Source organism: Bacteroides sp. DH3716P (assembly GCF_025914115.1).
Classification (GTDB): domain Bacteria; phylum Bacteroidota; class Bacteroidia; order Bacteroidales; family Bacteroidaceae; genus Bacteroides; species Bacteroides ovatus.
The window spans coordinates 3,092,712-3,107,880 of the sequence record NZ_CP083673.1 but is presented as its reverse complement, the minus strand read 5'-3'; the positions used below and the strand labels follow the sequence as shown (position 1 = coordinate 3,107,880).

11 protein-coding genes are annotated in these 15,169 nt (G+C 40.6%); 10 read left to right on the top strand and 1 reads right to left on the bottom strand.

What is annotated here, in order from left to right:
• Window positions 1-20: 20 nt before the first annotated feature.
• On the bottom strand, window positions 21-725 hold the full coding sequence (locus tag KQP79_RS11390; protein ID WP_061448531.1) for a pirin family protein: 705 nt from the start codon (window positions 723-725) through the stop codon (window positions 21-23).
• Between the two features lie 195 nt (window positions 726-920).
• Between KQP79_RS11390 and KQP79_RS11385 the strand changes: the two genes are divergently transcribed.
• From KQP79_RS11385 to KQP79_RS11340, 10 genes are all read left to right on the top strand, one after another.
• A complete protein-coding gene (locus KQP79_RS11385; protein ID WP_004305965.1) occupies window positions 921-1,523 on the top strand; it encodes an RNA polymerase sigma-70 factor in 603 nt (200 codons plus the stop codon).
• A gap of 86 nt (window positions 1,524-1,609) precedes the next feature.
• Window positions 1,610-2,599 carry a FecR family protein gene (locus KQP79_RS11380; protein WP_264386634.1) on the top strand — a complete coding sequence of 330 codons (990 nt, stop codon included), beginning with the start codon at window positions 1,610-1,612 and terminating at the stop codon, window positions 2,597-2,599.
• 208 nt (window positions 2,600-2,807) lie between these two features.
• Complete coding sequence (locus tag KQP79_RS11375) at window positions 2,808-6,251, top strand: TonB-dependent receptor (RefSeq protein ID WP_022199198.1); 3,444 nt, start codon at window positions 2,808-2,810, stop codon at window positions 6,249-6,251.
• Between the two features lie 23 nt (window positions 6,252-6,274).
• Entirely contained in the window at window positions 6,275-7,666 is a 1,392-nt protein-coding gene (locus KQP79_RS11370; RefSeq protein ID WP_061448532.1) for a RagB/SusD family nutrient uptake outer membrane protein, read from the top strand.
• 27 nt (window positions 7,667-7,693) lie between these two features.
• Complete coding sequence (locus KQP79_RS11365) at window positions 7,694-9,658, top strand: PQQ-binding-like beta-propeller repeat protein (protein WP_022199199.1); 1,965 nt, start codon at window positions 7,694-7,696, stop codon at window positions 9,656-9,658.
• A 6-nt stretch (window positions 9,659-9,664) separates the two neighbouring features.
• Window positions 9,665-10,546 (top strand): sugar phosphate isomerase/epimerase family protein, encoded by an 882-nt coding sequence (locus KQP79_RS11360; RefSeq protein ID WP_004310806.1) that lies wholly within the window; start codon window positions 9,665-9,667, stop codon window positions 10,544-10,546.
• A gap of 1 nt (window position 10,547) precedes the next feature.
• Entirely contained in the window at window positions 10,548-11,606 is a 1,059-nt protein-coding gene (locus KQP79_RS11355) for an MBL fold metallo-hydrolase (RefSeq protein WP_061448560.1), read from the top strand.
• A gap of 20 nt (window positions 11,607-11,626) precedes the next feature.
• The gene (locus tag KQP79_RS11350; RefSeq protein WP_004305975.1) at window positions 11,627-12,526 is read left to right on the top strand and encodes a glycerophosphodiester phosphodiesterase family protein; all 900 of its coding nucleotides are present in this window, start codon (window positions 11,627-11,629) and stop codon (window positions 12,524-12,526) included.
• A gap of 12 nt (window positions 12,527-12,538) precedes the next feature.
• The gene (locus KQP79_RS11345) at window positions 12,539-13,906 is read left to right on the top strand and encodes an MFS transporter (protein ID WP_061448533.1); all 1,368 of its coding nucleotides are present in this window, start codon (window positions 12,539-12,541) and stop codon (window positions 13,904-13,906) included.
• A 206-nt stretch (window positions 13,907-14,112) separates the two neighbouring features.
• Window positions 14,113-14,769, top strand: coding sequence for a DUF2490 domain-containing protein (locus KQP79_RS11340; RefSeq protein ID WP_022199201.1), 657 nt, complete (start codon window positions 14,113-14,115; stop codon window positions 14,767-14,769).
• Window positions 14,770-15,169: the final 400 nt, after the last annotated feature.

The following is a 15,169-nucleotide window of genomic DNA, read 5'->3' as shown; positions in this document are numbered from 1 at the left end:
AATTGAAATTTTAGCGAAAATTACATGGGTACTTCTATTAATAGAAGTTGGGTTCCTTTTAATATATGTATCGGGAATTCTTTTGTATCCCAAACACCGATACCATCACGTTTGGACAGCCGTTCTTCCGCCACTGTGATTTCTCCTTCAAGTACGAAGATATATACCCCGTTACCTTCCTGATGCATCTTATATTCGATTGTTTTTTCCGTATCGAAACTTCCCATAGAGAACCATGCATCTTGTTTGATAGAAGCTGGAGTCTTCCCGTTCGGAGACAGGATTAGCACCAGTTCATTTGGTTTCAGGAGCGGACGAATATCGAAGTTGTTATACTCCGGTTTGGTGTTTTCAACTCGTGGAAATACCCATATCTGCAGGAATTCCAGTTGTTCTTTATCACTGCCATTGTATTCACTGTGATAAATGCCGCTGCCTGTACTCATAACCTGAATATCACCCGGAGTGATGGTTTTTGTGTTTTGTACACTGTCACCATGTTTCAGGTATCCTTTTAGGGGGATGGAAATCACTTCCATATTTTTATGCGGATGTGTATCGAATCCCATAGACGGGTCTACACTGTCATCGTTCAGCACTCGTAATGCTCCGAAATGAATTCTTTCCGGATTATAATAGTTGGCAAAACTGAATGTGTGATGGGTCTTGAGCCAGCCGTGATTGAAATAGCCTCTTGATGAAGCTCTGTCGATTACTTTTTTCATAATCTTCCTTTCTTTTTTAATAGAACTTTGGTGTGCGTCTTATTTGCACTTTACTATTACTAATAACAATGGAAAGGTAGATAAAGTTCTTAACGGGAGATTTAATAAGAAGGGAGCTTTATTTTTTTATTTCAGAAAAAATACATACGTTTGTAACATCATAACAATACCTTTGTGGCCAAAAATAAAGAAAGTATGTACGCAACAGACACTCTAATGGATGAACGGGAAGTGGTTCTCCGTCTGATAGACGGAGATGAAGAGGCCTTTTGCGAACTTTATGCCGCTTATAAGAATCGTTTGCTCTACTTCGCCCTGAAATTCGTCAAGTCGCATGAATTTGCGGAGGATATATTTCAGGATGCGTTTACGGTAGTTTGGCAAACCCGTCGTTTCATCAATCCCGAAGCCTCTTTTTCTTCCTATCTTTATACTATTGTGCGTAATCGTATTTTGAATCAGTTGCGGGATATGGCTAATGAAGATCAGCTGAAAGAGCAGATTCTTTCTCAAGCGATCGATTCAACGAACGAAACGAATAATCATATTCTGCTCAATGATTTGAAAGAGATTATTGCCCGTGCATTGGAGCAATTAACGCCCCGCCAGCGTGAGGTATTTAAAATGAGCCGTGAACTACAGATGTCTCATAAAGAAATAGCCGAAGCATTGGGCGTTTCAGTTCATACAGTGCAAGAACATATTTCTCTTTCTCTAAAAGTGATTCGTTCCTATTTGACTAAATATTCAAGTACATCAGCCGATGTACTTTTGATTCTATTGTGCTTGAATTTATAATAAATGTTAATCACACCCTAGCTCTTTCTTACTTTTGTGTATTACTTATACAAAGGGAAGGAAATTAATATCCTTATTTTGAATATATGATGAAAGATACTAAAACAGAAAAAGATAAATTGCATCGCTATCTGGATGATCTTTATACCCGGGATGATGCTTCACAGTTGTTGCAAAGTATTAAGGATTCAGAAAACCAAGATATATTGGACGAACTGGCAGCAGAGGTTTGGGAAGAATCCGGGAACCTGCAACCTGATAATGATTTGGAGCGGGAAAAATATAAGAGAGAGGCACGCCAATTACTGAAGCGTATTGAACACAAAAAACGTACATGGTTCCGCCGGGCTTCTGTGGTGGCAGTCAGTACAGCGGCTGTAATAGCCATTATCATAGGGAGTGTCAACTTTTTCCGGTATATGAATGCACAACAGGTCACACTGGCTGAAATCACCACTTCCTTTGGTGAGAAAAGACAAGTGACTTTGCCGGACGGAACTCTTTTGGTTCTGAACTCTTGTTCGCAAGTGCGTTATCCGGATCGTTTTGTTGGAGATCTCCGTGAAGTGGAACTTGAAGGTGAGGGATATTTCCGTGTTGCCCGCAATGAAAAGATGCCATTTATTGTGAGGACGAAGCGGCTGGATGTTCAGGTGTTAGGTACCCGATTTGATGTAAAATCCTATTCAACAGATGAAATAGTGTCTGTGAGTGTGGAGAGTGGTAAGGTACAGGTTGATTTACCGGAAGCGATGATGAGGCTGACTGCTAAAGAACAGGTGCTTATCAATACTGTTTCCGGAGAATATAGTAAGAAAACGGAGGATAGGGGAGTGGCTGTCTGGATGAAAGGCGGGTTACGTTTTTACAGTACACCTATCCGCGATGTGGCAAAGGAACTGGAACGGGTATATAATTGCCGGATTACTTTTGCTTCCGGTCAGGATTTCAACAACTTGATTACCGGCGAACATGATAACAAGAGTTTGGAAGCGGTACTTAAATCCATTGAATTTATCAGCGGTGATATCAAATATAAGAAAGAGGGCATCCATGTGCTTCTTTATAAAGAATGAGATGAATAATAGATAATGTTTAACCTTTTAAAAAATAATAGATGAAAACAGCTCCTTCATGAACCTCCCCAAAATGATAGAAGCACTCCAAAGGAATGCCTCTATCCGCAATCCGGACGGATATTCATAAGCTTCGACCCAAATGAATAACGTATCGCGCATTGCTTGTTTTTAATAACTTTAGTCAATTACTAAAACGCACAAATTTATGAATAATCTTCTTATTTGTAAAGGGATAAGTAAAAATAGCTGTTCGTTTTTAGCTTTTTTACTATTCACCTTCATTTTAATAGCTCCGGCTGCTGCTCAGACATTGAAAGAGCATGATATTACGCTTCGTGTGCAAAACGAGCCGGTAGAGAGTGTTTTCAATAAAATCAGCAAACAGACTAATTTTAAGTTTCTCTATGATCAGGAGACGGTGAACAAGGCTCCGAGAGTTTCTTTCGACATTAAAAATGCTTCATTAAAACAGATTCTGGGAGAAATTACTTCCCAGGCCAAGCTTTATTTCAATAGGACCGATCATACAATTGCTGTTAGCAAACAGCCGCTTAAGAAAGAAGAAACTGTTCAACGTACACGTACTATACAAGGTATTGTTGCAGATGATAAAGGAGAACCGGTGATTGGTGCCAGTGTGCAGATTAAGGGAGAGGGTAGTGGTACGATTACCGATATCGACGGACGTTACTCAATCATGAATGTACCGGAGTCTGCAACATTGACCATCTCTTATATTGGATATAAAACGGTAAATATCTCTGCAAAGGATAAAAATACGGCGAAAATCACGTTGGTAGAAGATAGTAAGATGATTGATGAGGTAGTAGTGGTGGGATATGGAGTTCAGAGGAAAAGAGACGTCTCTACTTCTATTTCTTCCGTGAAAGCTGAACAAATTGCGGACGTTTCTGCTTCAGACTTTCGTCAGGCGTTGGCGGGTAAGATGCCGGGGGTACAGGTTACACAGCCAAGTGGTGATCCGGAGGGAAGTGTAAGTATCCGTGTTCGTGGTATCAGTACGGTTAATGCCGGTAGTGATCCTCTTTATATTATTGATGGCGTGCCGGTAGAACGTGGATTTGCCAATCTGAATAATAATGATGTCGAATCTGTGGAAGTTTTGAAAGATGCTTCGTCGGCAGCTATTTATGGTAGTCGCGGTTCCAACGGTGTCATTATTATCACGACCAAGCAGGGACAATCGGAAAAGATGAAAGTGCAGTATGATGGATATTATGGCATCCAGAGTGTTTCGAAGAAACTTTCAATGATGAATGCATATCAGTTTGCCGAATTTGCAAAGGATGGTCATGACAACGCTTATCTGGATGCTAATCCCGGAGGGTCACCGGATGACCCGAACGGAATGCGCCCGAACTCATGGGAACGTATTCCTACCGAACTCTTTCCCTATCTGAATGGTGATAAGGGGTTGACGGATACGGATTGGCAAGATGCTATTTTTCGTACTGCTGCTACTACCAGCCACAATGTTTCTATTTCCGGCAGAGGAAAAACAGTCGGCTATTTCATTTCTGCCAACTATTATGATAAAGAGGGTATTATAATTAATTCCGACTTTAAGAAATATAGTATGCGTATGAATTTGGACGGGAAATATAAAAGACTGAAATTTGGTCTGAATTTCTCGCCTTCCTATTCTACTTCCAATCGGGTAGATGCTTCCGGATCTAATGGTATTGTGCAATCGGCATTGATGATGCCTCCGGTATGGCCGGTGTATAATGCGGATGGCAGCTATAATTATCAGGGAAACGGCTATTGGAGAATTGGAAATGACTATCAGCATAATGCCGTATTGAACCCGGTAGCCATGGCAAACTTACAATCGGATGTTGTAGACCGTATGGCGATTGTCGGAAAAGTTTTTGCTGAATTGGAGTTGTATAAGGGGCTTACTTATAACATTTCTTTTGGTGGCGATTATTATGGTTCGCATAATGACCAATATCGTTCTTCGGAACTTCCTTTATTGGGACAAAAGTATTATGATGTAAAGTCAAATCCGACAGCCTACAGTTCATCAGGTTTTTATTTCAACTGGTTGGTGGAGAATAAAATCAATTATAACACAACGATTAAAGATGCTCATTCCATCAATGTGGTCTTAGTACAGTCGGCTCAAAAAGAGACATATAAAGGAGATAATGTGACGGCGACCGATTTCCCGAACGACTATATACAAACAATTTCCGGAGGTACGGTGACGAAAGGTGCATCTGATAAAACCCAATGGACGATTGCTTCTTATCTGGCGCGTATGCAGTATAGCTATAAAGGTAAATATATGGCTTCGGCAGCTATTCGTGCAGACGGTTCTTCCCGTTTTGGCAAGAATAATCGGTGGGGATATTTTCCTTCAGCTTCTTTGGCGTGGAGAATAAGCGGAGAAGACTTCTTTATGAAGGCTAAGTGTCTGTCGTTTGTTGATGATTTGAAGTTAAGAGCGAGTTATGGAGTGACCGGTAACTTCCAGATTGGCAATTATGATCATTTGTCTCTGATGGCTTTGGATAATTATGTGCTTGGCACAGGTAACGGACAATTGGTGAATGGTTATAAGCCAAGTACCATAAAGAATGAAGATTTGAGTTGGGAAAAGAATGCGATGGTGAATGTGGGTGTTGATTTGCAGATGTTCAAAGGATTGCTGGGATTAACTGTGGATTATTATAATACCAATACCTCTAATATGTTGTTGAATGTACCAGTTCCCCACCTGACCGGATATAGCACTGCATTGATGAATATCGGTAAAGTGAATAATAGGGGATGGGAAGTTGCTTTGACCTCACAGAAGAATATAACTAAAGATTTCGGTTATTCGTTTAATGCTAATTATGCCACTAATACGAACGAAGTGAAGGCACTCGGTCCGGGTAATGCTCCTATCATATCTACCGGTAGCGTAGATCATGCTTATTACATAACGAAAGTCGGTGAACCCATCGGATGTTATTATCTGTTGGTGCAGGATGGAATTTTCTCCAATGAAGAAGAATTAAAAAAGTATCCTCATTTCAGCAATACCCAGCCGGGAGATTTCCGCTTTGTGGATGTAGACGGGGATGGAGTGATGGATTTGGATAAAGATCGTACAATCGTGGGTAACTATATGCCCGATTTTACCTATGGGTTTGGTGGTAAAGTCTGGTTTAAGGGGTTTGACCTTGATTTTAATTTTCAAGGAGTATATGGTAATGAGATTCTGAATCTGAATCGTCGTTACATTGATAATCTGGAAGGTAATACCAATGGCACCACTATAGCCTTGAATCGTTGGAAAAGTCCGGAAGATCCGGGAAACGGTCAGGTGAATCGTGCCAACCGTAAGTCAAAGGGGTATAATGGTCGTACTTCAACCTGGCATCTGGAAGATGGTTCTTATCTGCGACTGCAGAATGTGACACTAGGATATACCTTACCGAAGAACCTGACTCAACGCTTTTTCGTGGAAAAATTAAGAGTTTACGTTTCCGGACAAAATTTATGGACTTCGACTAATTATAGCGGATATAATCCGGAAGTAAATGCACGTCCGAGTAATTCTCTTTCACCGGGTGAGGATTATGGAACTTATCCATTAGCTAAAACATTCTTGTTTGGGCTAAACATAACACTTTAATCATCCTTTAAAATACACGTTATATGAAAAAATATAAACTAATACTATTCCTATCAACTGCCTTGTTATCAGTTGCTTGTACAGATAGTTTCTTCGATTTGGAACCGAGTAGCAGTGTGCCTACCGACAAGGTATATAAGACAGCGGAAGATTTTAATGTAGCTGTGATAGGATGTTACTCCAAATTGCAGACACAAGTTTCCTATTTTACAGAGTGTTGCGAATATCGGAGTGATAATTTGACATTGAGTGCGCCCACTGCCGGAACACAAGACCGTTATGATATCGATCAGTTTGCAGATAAAGCCTCTAATGGAATTTTGGAAGATGCCTGGGCAAACTTTAATAATGGAGTCTATCGTTGCAATCTTGTATTAGATAGAATTGATGAGGCCAACTTCGACGCAACTCTGAAAAAACAATATAAAGGCGAAGCTCTTTTTATCCGTGCCCTTACTTATTTTAATATGTATCGTTTATGGGGAGGGATACCGATGACTAATAAAGTGGTGACGGTGGCTGAAGCTCTTAAAATCGGGCGCAGTTCCGATCAACAGGTTTATGATTTTCTTGTCGGTGATTTGAATCAGGTTATTAATGAAAATATGTTGCCGTCTTCTTATACAAGTGCCGATATGGGACGAGTGACTTCCGGTGCTGCAATGGCATTGCTCGGCAAGATTTACCTGACTTTCCATAAATGGACGGAGGCTCGCAATGTGCTATCTCAACTAGTGGGTCGGTATTCTTTAATGACTACTCCCGAACAAGTGTTTGACGTGAACAATAAAATGAATGATGAGATTATTTTTGCTGTTCGCTTTAATAAAGATGTTGAAGGAGAAGGACATGGATATTGGTTCTCTATTATTAATCTGACTGATGATACCAATCAGACAAAGTCTCTGAAAGAGTGCTACAAAGATGGGGATAAGCGCAAGAATCTGATTACCTATGTAAAGGTGGAAGATAAAGTATGCGTGATGAATAAATTTAAAGATGTCAAAAGTGCGACCTATAATACAGTCGGTAATGACCAGATTATTCTCCGTTATGCCGATGTGCTGTTAATGTACGCCGAAGCTTTGAATGAAATCAGTTATAGTAATTTGCAGAATTCAGAAGCTATGGTTGCTTTGAATGCTGTGCATACTCGTGCCGGATTGTCTCCGCTTCAGATAACAGAGCTTCCCGATCAGGATAGCTTCCGTAAAGCGATTATGTTGGAACGTCAGCAGGAGTTTCCTTATGAGGGACAGCGTTGGTTCGATTTGGTACGTATGGGAGGTGCTAAGGAGGCTATGAAAGCAGAAGGACATATTATTCAGGACTATCAATACCTGTATCCTATTCCAAAAACGGAGTTGGAAAGAATAAACAATACAGAACTGTTGTGGCAGAATACGGGATATTAATAGGATTAAACTAAAAGAAATCAAACGATGAAAAAAATACTATATAGCTTGTTGTTTATTTTCACGGTAGTCTTTACTGCTTGTGAAGAAGATCTGCCAAAGGCAAGTTTCGATTTATATGAACTGAAGTCACTAACGGCAACAGCCGGAGATATGAATGTGACTCTTTCCTGGGAAGCATACGAGAATGCCCGTCCGAATGAATATTTGATTCTTTGGACTTCCGGATCATCAGAAGCGGAAGGAGGCGAGATGACTGTGGATGCAAAAACAATGACTGCCACTATCAATAATCTGGTGAACGATGTTGCTTACACTTTTTCTGTGCAACCTCGTTATGCGGGAGGATTGGCCAGTAAAACTACTGCTGCCTGTACACCGAAGAATGCAAGATATCCGATTTCTGATCTGACGGCAGCAGCCGGCAATGAAAGAGTGCGTTTGAGATGGACGAAACCTGCGAGTGAACGTTTCACTCGCTATCAGGTTACCGTGAATCCCGGTAATCAGATTATCAATCTGGATGATACTTCATTGGAAGAATACATCGTTGATGGTTTGACTAACGATCAGGAATATACATTCAATGTAGTCTGTGTTTATCCTACAGGCAATTCTATTGCGGTGGAAACTTCTGCTACTCCCGGATTGATCTATCCTATTCTCGCTAGTACGGAACTGGTTGTGTGGGAGCCTTCTACCTTTGCTTATAACGATATGTATTTCATGGCTGGTGAAGTGAAATCGGTAAGTTGGGATTTTGGTGATGGTACGACATCGGGAGAAAACAATCCGGTGCATGCTTTTACTACTACCGGTACTTATACAGTGGCTGTAACGGTGACTTATGTTAATAATACCACCGAGTCGGGCAGTCTGACTGTCACGGTCGGCAATTATAAATGGAATTCTGTCGATTTGAACTTCGGTGGACTTACCGGATATGTAAAGACCTCCAATCCGGTGTTCTCTCCGGATGGAAAAACAATGTATATCCCGACATCTACTCCTGCGGGTCATTTATTTGCTATTGACGTAGTGAGCGGTGAATTCAAGTGGGTGTTTGCTATCAGTCAGATAACTTATGGCGGAGGTGCGTTGGTGGCTCCTGATGGTACAATCTATCAGTGTGTAAGAAATGCCACTATTAATAATGTATATGCTATTAATCCGAACGGAACTCAAAAGTGGGCAGTAAAATTGGATGCTGCGATAGGAGCTTTCCCTGCATTGTCGGCCGATGGTGTTCTTTACTGTCTCACCAATAAGAGTACGTTGTATGCGCTGGATGCATCCAGTGGTGCTATTAAATGGCAACAATCGCTTGACGGAGCAACCGGTAGTGCTGTGGCTATTGATAAAGCCGGAAATGTTTATGCAGGTACAAGTGCAGCCATTTATTCTTTTAAATCGAATAAAGAGCAGAATTGGAAATTGGAAGAAGTGAATGTGACAGAACAGGCTACGTTTGCTTTGAAGGATCAGGTACTTTATGCGACTTTGAAAAACGGAGGACTCGTTGCTGTTGATATGACAAACGGAACAAAGAAATGGACGTATCCGACTACAAAAGGAGATGCTTATTTCCCGATTGCTGATAAAAATGGCAATGTCTATTTTACTGAAAAAGGATCGCAGACTGTTCATGCAGTAAATGCCAGCGGATCTAAAATCTGGGAGAAAAATGTGGGTAACAATTTGAACTACAGTGGAGGTGCTTTGAGTACGGATGGTATTCTTTATATAGGTACCCAATCGAATAACAAAGTGCTGGGACTTGACATCACTAATGGAAACATTGTTTTTGAAGAGACTGTGGGACAACAGGTCATGGCAGCTGTTAGCATTGGTCCGGACAGACGGCTTTATTGCGGAACGATCGGATCTAATAATATCGGTTCGATAAAGGCTTTTGCTGTCAATAAGACATTAGCAACAGACTCCTGGAGTATTCGTGGTGGTGATATTCAAGGTACAAACCGTCAAAAGTAAGCGATAATGAGAGTTCCTGTTTTTATCTTATTTATGGCGATGACAATGGGTTTATATGCACAGAAATATAAAGTAGGTACGACTACAGCTTTGTGGAAAGTACCTGCTTCCACAGACTTTTCTCAAGCCCGGTCTGTGGGGGTAGAGTATGTGGAAGTAGCATTTAACCAGTGTTATAGAGGAGTTCCGGCAGATGAAGTTGTTCCTCGTATCCGGGATATGAAAGCAAAAATTGATAGTGCCGGTATCAAGGTCTGGTCTATACATCTTCCTTTCTCACGCACGTTGGATATATCGGTGCTGGATGAAAAGAAAAGGAAAGAAAATGTAGATTTTATGGCGGAGATGATTGGACAGTGCGCTCAGTTTCAGCCGAAATGTTTGGTACTGCATCCTAGTTCCGAGCCTATTGCTGACAGTATTCGGGCACAAAGAATAACTAATGCTTCCAGGTCTATCGCTTATCTGAAAAAATATGCGGATCAAATAGGAGCACAGTTGTGCATCGAAAATCTGCCGAGAACTTGTCTGGGTAATACTCCTGAAGAGCTTTTGGAAATAATCAAAGATACTCCGGGTGTGAAGGTTTGTTTTGATACCAATCATTATACTAAAGGGACGACAGGGCATTTTGTAGAAACTGTTGGTGAACGTATAGGTACTATACACGCTTCGGACTTTGATTTTGTCAACGAGTGTCATTGGCTTCCTACACAAGGTGACATTCAATGGGGAAAGTTAATGCATGCACTCGAAGGAATCGGCTATGAAGGGGTTTTCATGTATGAAGCTACCAAAGACCATGAAAACGACAATACGCGTCCGACACCGGAACGGGTGGTTGAGACTTTCAATAAAATAATTAATGACTATAAAAATCAGAAATAAGATGGATATAATAAGAAAAATACAATATTTACTGTTTTGCCTTTTGGTAATAGGTTTTGTTGCTTGTGATGATGATGACAACAACAGTACCGAAACAGGTTATGAAGAAATTCTTACACAATTGGCAGAGGAAGTAGATGCCACTGCGGAACAGTTGTGGAGTTCTTCTCCTTTGATTGTCAATACCGGACGTACCACTACTTTGACCAAGATCCAGGGATATGCGGATAAGTGTAAAGATGATTATTTCGTCAGTTATCTGAATGGCTTCGATCAGGCGAGTACGAGTATGGAAAAGTGTGATCCGATTATCTATTTTTATCGGAGTGCATTTGATCGTGTGATGGATGGAATTAAAAACTCAAAAGTAGAAAATGGTACGGCAGCGATCTGGTTACTCTATAATATGGGGTATGTGGTAAAAACTCCGTCAGGATGTTTTGCTATTGACATTTCTCATCGTTGGGCGAAAGAGCTGGCACCTTATATTGATTTTCTCTGTGTTACACACAAGCACTCCGATCATTATAGTAATGATCTTATCCAGGCTATGTTTGATTTAGGTAAACCGGTGTTATCCAACTATTTGAAAGACGCGACATATCCTTATACTGCAAAGGGGGATAAAGATTATGAAATTGGAAAATTCAAGATTAAAACCTGTATCACTGACCATAACAATGCCGGGTTATCTAATTTTGTGACTGTGTTTTCGATCGATTGTGGGGAAGATACCGGTAATTTCGTTTTTATGCATGTAGGAGACTCTAACTATAAACCGGAACAATATACGAATCTGGCTTCTCATGTGAATGTTTTGATACCGCGTTATGCTCCCAATGCTCTGACCGAAAATAATATTCTGGGTTCAGGTGCGGGACAGGTGGAGCCCGATTATGTCTTGTTATCACATATCTTGGAACTGGCTCATGCAGGTGTTGATGAATCAAGATGGTCATTGGATATGGCACTCGAACGGGCTTCGAAGATTAACTGTGAACAGACTTATGTACCAATGTGGGGAGAAAAACTAGTCTGGAAAAACAATAAACTGAACTAAAATTCTTAATGCTTGAACTTATGAAACGGATATGTAACTTCATACTTCTTCTGTGTTTGGTGCAACTGGCTGTTGCTCAAAATAGAATAGCTGAAATCAGAGAAAATCTGCTGGGAAATCATCCAGATAAAATATTGGTTGTATCCCACCGGGCTGACTGGCGTAATGCCCCGGAAAACTCATTGCAAGGTATACAGAATTGCATTGATATGGGTGTCGATATGGTGGAGATCGATTTGAAACGAACCAAAGACGGACATTTAGTAGTGATGCATGATAAAACGATCAATCGTACCATGTCTGGAAAAGGACTGGTGGAAGATTATACATTGGCCGAATTGAAAGCAATGCGTCTTAAAAATGGAGTAGCTTGTAAGACAAGACATCAGATTCCTACATTGGAAGAAGTGATGTTGCTCTGCAAAGGTAAGATCATGGTAAATATTGATAAGGGGTATGATTATTTTCAGGAAGCTTATATTGTACTCGAAAAGACGGGAACGGTTGACCAGTGTGTTATCAAAGCCGGCCTTCCTTATGAACAAGTGAAAGCCGAAAACGGTGCTGTATTGGATAAAGTGATTTTTATGCCTATTGTACAGTTGCATAAAAAAGGAGCCGAAGCTATTATTGACAGTTACAAGACTCACATGAAGCCTGCTGCTTATGAGTTAGTGTTTGATAATGATAGTCCTGAGGTGCTTAACCTGATAAAAAAAGTGCGTGATACGGGTTCTAAGTTGTTTATAAACTCTCTTTGGCCCGAATTATGTGGTGGTCATGATGACGACCGTGCAGTAGAACTTCATCAACCGGATGAAAGCTGGGGATGGATCATTAATCAGGGAGCCAAATTAATTCAAACTGACCGTCCTGCCCTCTTATTGGAGTATCTGCGCAAAAAGAAACTTCACGACTAAATAGACTTTTTCATGTTGAAACAACTTATAAACTTTTACAAGGTCTCTTCACCGAGACCTTGTAACGGGGAAGCTTTGTCTTCATCCGGCTCACAACATCTTCATTCCGATGCCCGTCGTCTGAAATACCTGAAATGGTTTACTTTTCTTTCAGCCACTTTCGGTTACGGCATGTACTATGTTTGTCGTCTTAGCCTGAATGTCGTGAAGAAGCCCATCGTAGATGAAGGAATTTTCTCCGAAACAGAACTGGGAATTATCGGTTCGGTATTGTTCTTTACTTACGCCCTTGGAAAATTTACGAATGGTTTTCTGGCCGACCGTAGCAATATCAACCGCTTTATGACTACCGGTTTACTGGTAACTGCTTTAGTGAACCTGTGCCTGGGTTTTACCCATTCTTTTATTCTGTTTGCTCTCCTTTGGGGGATTAGTGGCTGGTTTCAGTCTATGGGTGCTGCTTCTTGTGTAGTGGGACTTTCCCGTTGGTTCACGGACAAAGAACGAGGTTCCTATTACGGATTTTGGTCTGCCAGCCACAATATCGGTGAGGCGTTGACCTTCCTAATTGTTGCGTCTATCGTTAGTGTATTGGGGTGGAGATACGGTTTCTTCGGTGCCGGTATTGTTGGTTTGCTTGGTGCTTTAATTGTGTGGAAGTTCTTCCATGACACTCCCGAGAGTCAGGGCTTTCCTCCTGTAAATGCTCCCAAACAGAAAGAGGAGATGAGTGTGGTGGAAACGACAGACTTTAATAAAGCCCAACGCCAGGTATTGATGATGCCTGCCATCTGGATACTGGCTCTTTCGAGTGCTTTTATGTATATCAGTCGCTATGCTATCAATAGCTGGGGTGTTTTTTATCTAGAAGCGCAAAAAGGATATTCCACGTTGGATGCCAGCTTCATTATTTCCATTTGTCCAGTCTGTGGTATCGTAGGTACCATATTTTCGGGTGTTATTTCTGACAAGTTATTTGGCGGTCGTCGAAATGTTCCCGCCCTGATTTTCGGATTGATGAATGTTCTTGCACTTAGCCTGTTCTTGTTGGTTCCCGGTGTACACTTTTGGATAGATGTGTTGGCCATGGTTCTTTTCGGTTTGGGTATCGGAGTTCTCATTTGTTTTTTAGGTGGCCTGATGGCAGTCGATATTGCTCCTCGCAATGCGTCGGGAGCAGCATTGGGGGTAGTCGGCATTGCCAGTTATATTGGGGCCGGATTACAGGATGTAATGAGTGGTGTTCTGATAGAGGGGCAAAAGACGGTTCAGAATGGAGTCGATGTTTATGATTTCACTTATATCAATTGGTTTTGGATAGGAGCGGCTTTATTGTCTGTATTTTTCGCTTTATTGGTGTGGAATGTGAAGCCGAAGTAATGATTTGAATAACAATGCTTTATAAAAAGGGACTTTTCCCTTTTAAACCAACGGGTCGTTTCTTTTAAAGGAACGACCTGTTTCACACCGAGAAACAACATGTTCCTTTTAATGAAACGCAAACAGTTTTTCAGTATTATTTCAGTATCATGCTTTTTCTTTGCCGGAGATAATTTGTTATCTTTGTAACTTTAACCCGAAAATCAATGAGTAGAATAATATTAAATACTAAGACTTGGCTATTATTTGTGCTGTTGTTTGGAATATCATTTTCTGCATGGGCACAAAGTGACGATTTTAATACATGGACTAAATTCAAGGTAAACCATAAGATAGATTCCCGGTTTTCAGTTTCAGGTGATTTGGAATTGCGCATGAAAGATGATGTGAGTAAATTGGATCGTTGGGGGCTGACTGTTGGCGGAAGTTACCGACCCTATTCATTTTTGAATCTGGGGGTTGGCTATGAAACCCATCTTCGGAATTTGGGTGACTCGGACTGGAAGTTCAGGCATCGCTATCATATAACTGCTACTGTCAGTTTTCGTTATCAATGGTTGAAAGTAGCTGTAAGGGAAAGATTTCAGCAGACTTTTGATCGTGGCAACTCTGAAACTCGTTTGCGTTCCCGCTTGAAATTATCTTATGCTCCTACAAAAGGAATTGTTTCTCCCTATTTCTCTGTTGAAATCTATCAGAGTTTGGATGACGTTTCTTTTTGGAGAGCCGATCGTATGCGTTATCGTCCCGGAGTAGAAATAGCTTTGGCCAAACGTTGGTCGTTGGATGCATTCTATTGTTATCAATATGCATCTTCGCAAGGCAGACACATTGCCGGAATAGAAGTGGGATATTCTTTCTGAAATTAGCAGGCTCTTAATATAATAATGTGAGAGTTTAATTCTTTGTTCCTGACTAGTCGTTTGTAACTTGTTGATTGTTTGCGTTATAGATGAAAATGTGAAATTTTCCTATAGAAACTATACTCCGACTTAATATAATTATATACTTTTGCTTTCAAGACATCAAAATGATATCTTGAAATTGATGATTCCTCAGTACAACAGACGTGTTGTTCAGTATCCCATAACCGAAAGCGAATACTTCCTCTTATGCTATTCTTTCTGTTCAATCAAAAGTTTCTATTGGAAAATTAAAAAATAAATATGATGAAACTATTTTAGATTTTCAACGGTTTAATATAACCGTTTGAAGAATAAACATTTAACTGAGTATTTGAGAAACAGTGGTAACGAGTTAGCA

What these genes read in the sequence shown, in the direction of transcription:
- KQP79_RS11385 (WP_004305965.1), top strand. Translation starts at nt 921, where the DNA reads ATGTACGCAACAGACACTCTAATGGATGAACGGGAAGTGGTTCTCCGT.
- KQP79_RS11375 (WP_022199198.1), top strand. Translation starts at nt 2,808, where the DNA reads ATGAATAATCTTCTTATTTGTAAAGGGATAAGTAAAAATAGCTGTTCG.
- KQP79_RS11340 (WP_022199201.1), top strand. Translation starts at nt 14,113, where the DNA reads ATGAGTAGAATAATATTAAATACTAAGACTTGGCTATTATTTGTGCTG.
- KQP79_RS11345 (WP_061448533.1), top strand. Translation starts at nt 12,539, where the DNA reads ATGTTGAAACAACTTATAAACTTTTACAAGGTCTCTTCACCGAGACCT.
- KQP79_RS11350 (WP_004305975.1), top strand. Translation starts at nt 11,627, where the DNA reads ATGAAACGGATATGTAACTTCATACTTCTTCTGTGTTTGGTGCAACTG.
- KQP79_RS11365 (WP_022199199.1), top strand. Translation starts at nt 7,694, where the DNA reads ATGAAAAAAATACTATATAGCTTGTTGTTTATTTTCACGGTAGTCTTT.
- KQP79_RS11380 (WP_264386634.1), top strand. Translation starts at nt 1,610, where the DNA reads ATGATGAAAGATACTAAAACAGAAAAAGATAAATTGCATCGCTATCTG.
- KQP79_RS11370 (WP_061448532.1), top strand. Translation starts at nt 6,275, where the DNA reads ATGAAAAAATATAAACTAATACTATTCCTATCAACTGCCTTGTTATCA.
- KQP79_RS11390 (WP_061448531.1), bottom strand. Translation starts at nt 725, where the DNA reads ATGAAAAAAGTAATCGACAGAGCTTCATCAAGAGGCTATTTCAATCAC.
- KQP79_RS11360 (WP_004310806.1), top strand. Translation starts at nt 9,665, where the DNA reads ATGAGAGTTCCTGTTTTTATCTTATTTATGGCGATGACAATGGGTTTA.
- KQP79_RS11355 (WP_061448560.1), top strand. Translation starts at nt 10,548, where the DNA reads ATGGATATAATAAGAAAAATACAATATTTACTGTTTTGCCTTTTGGTA.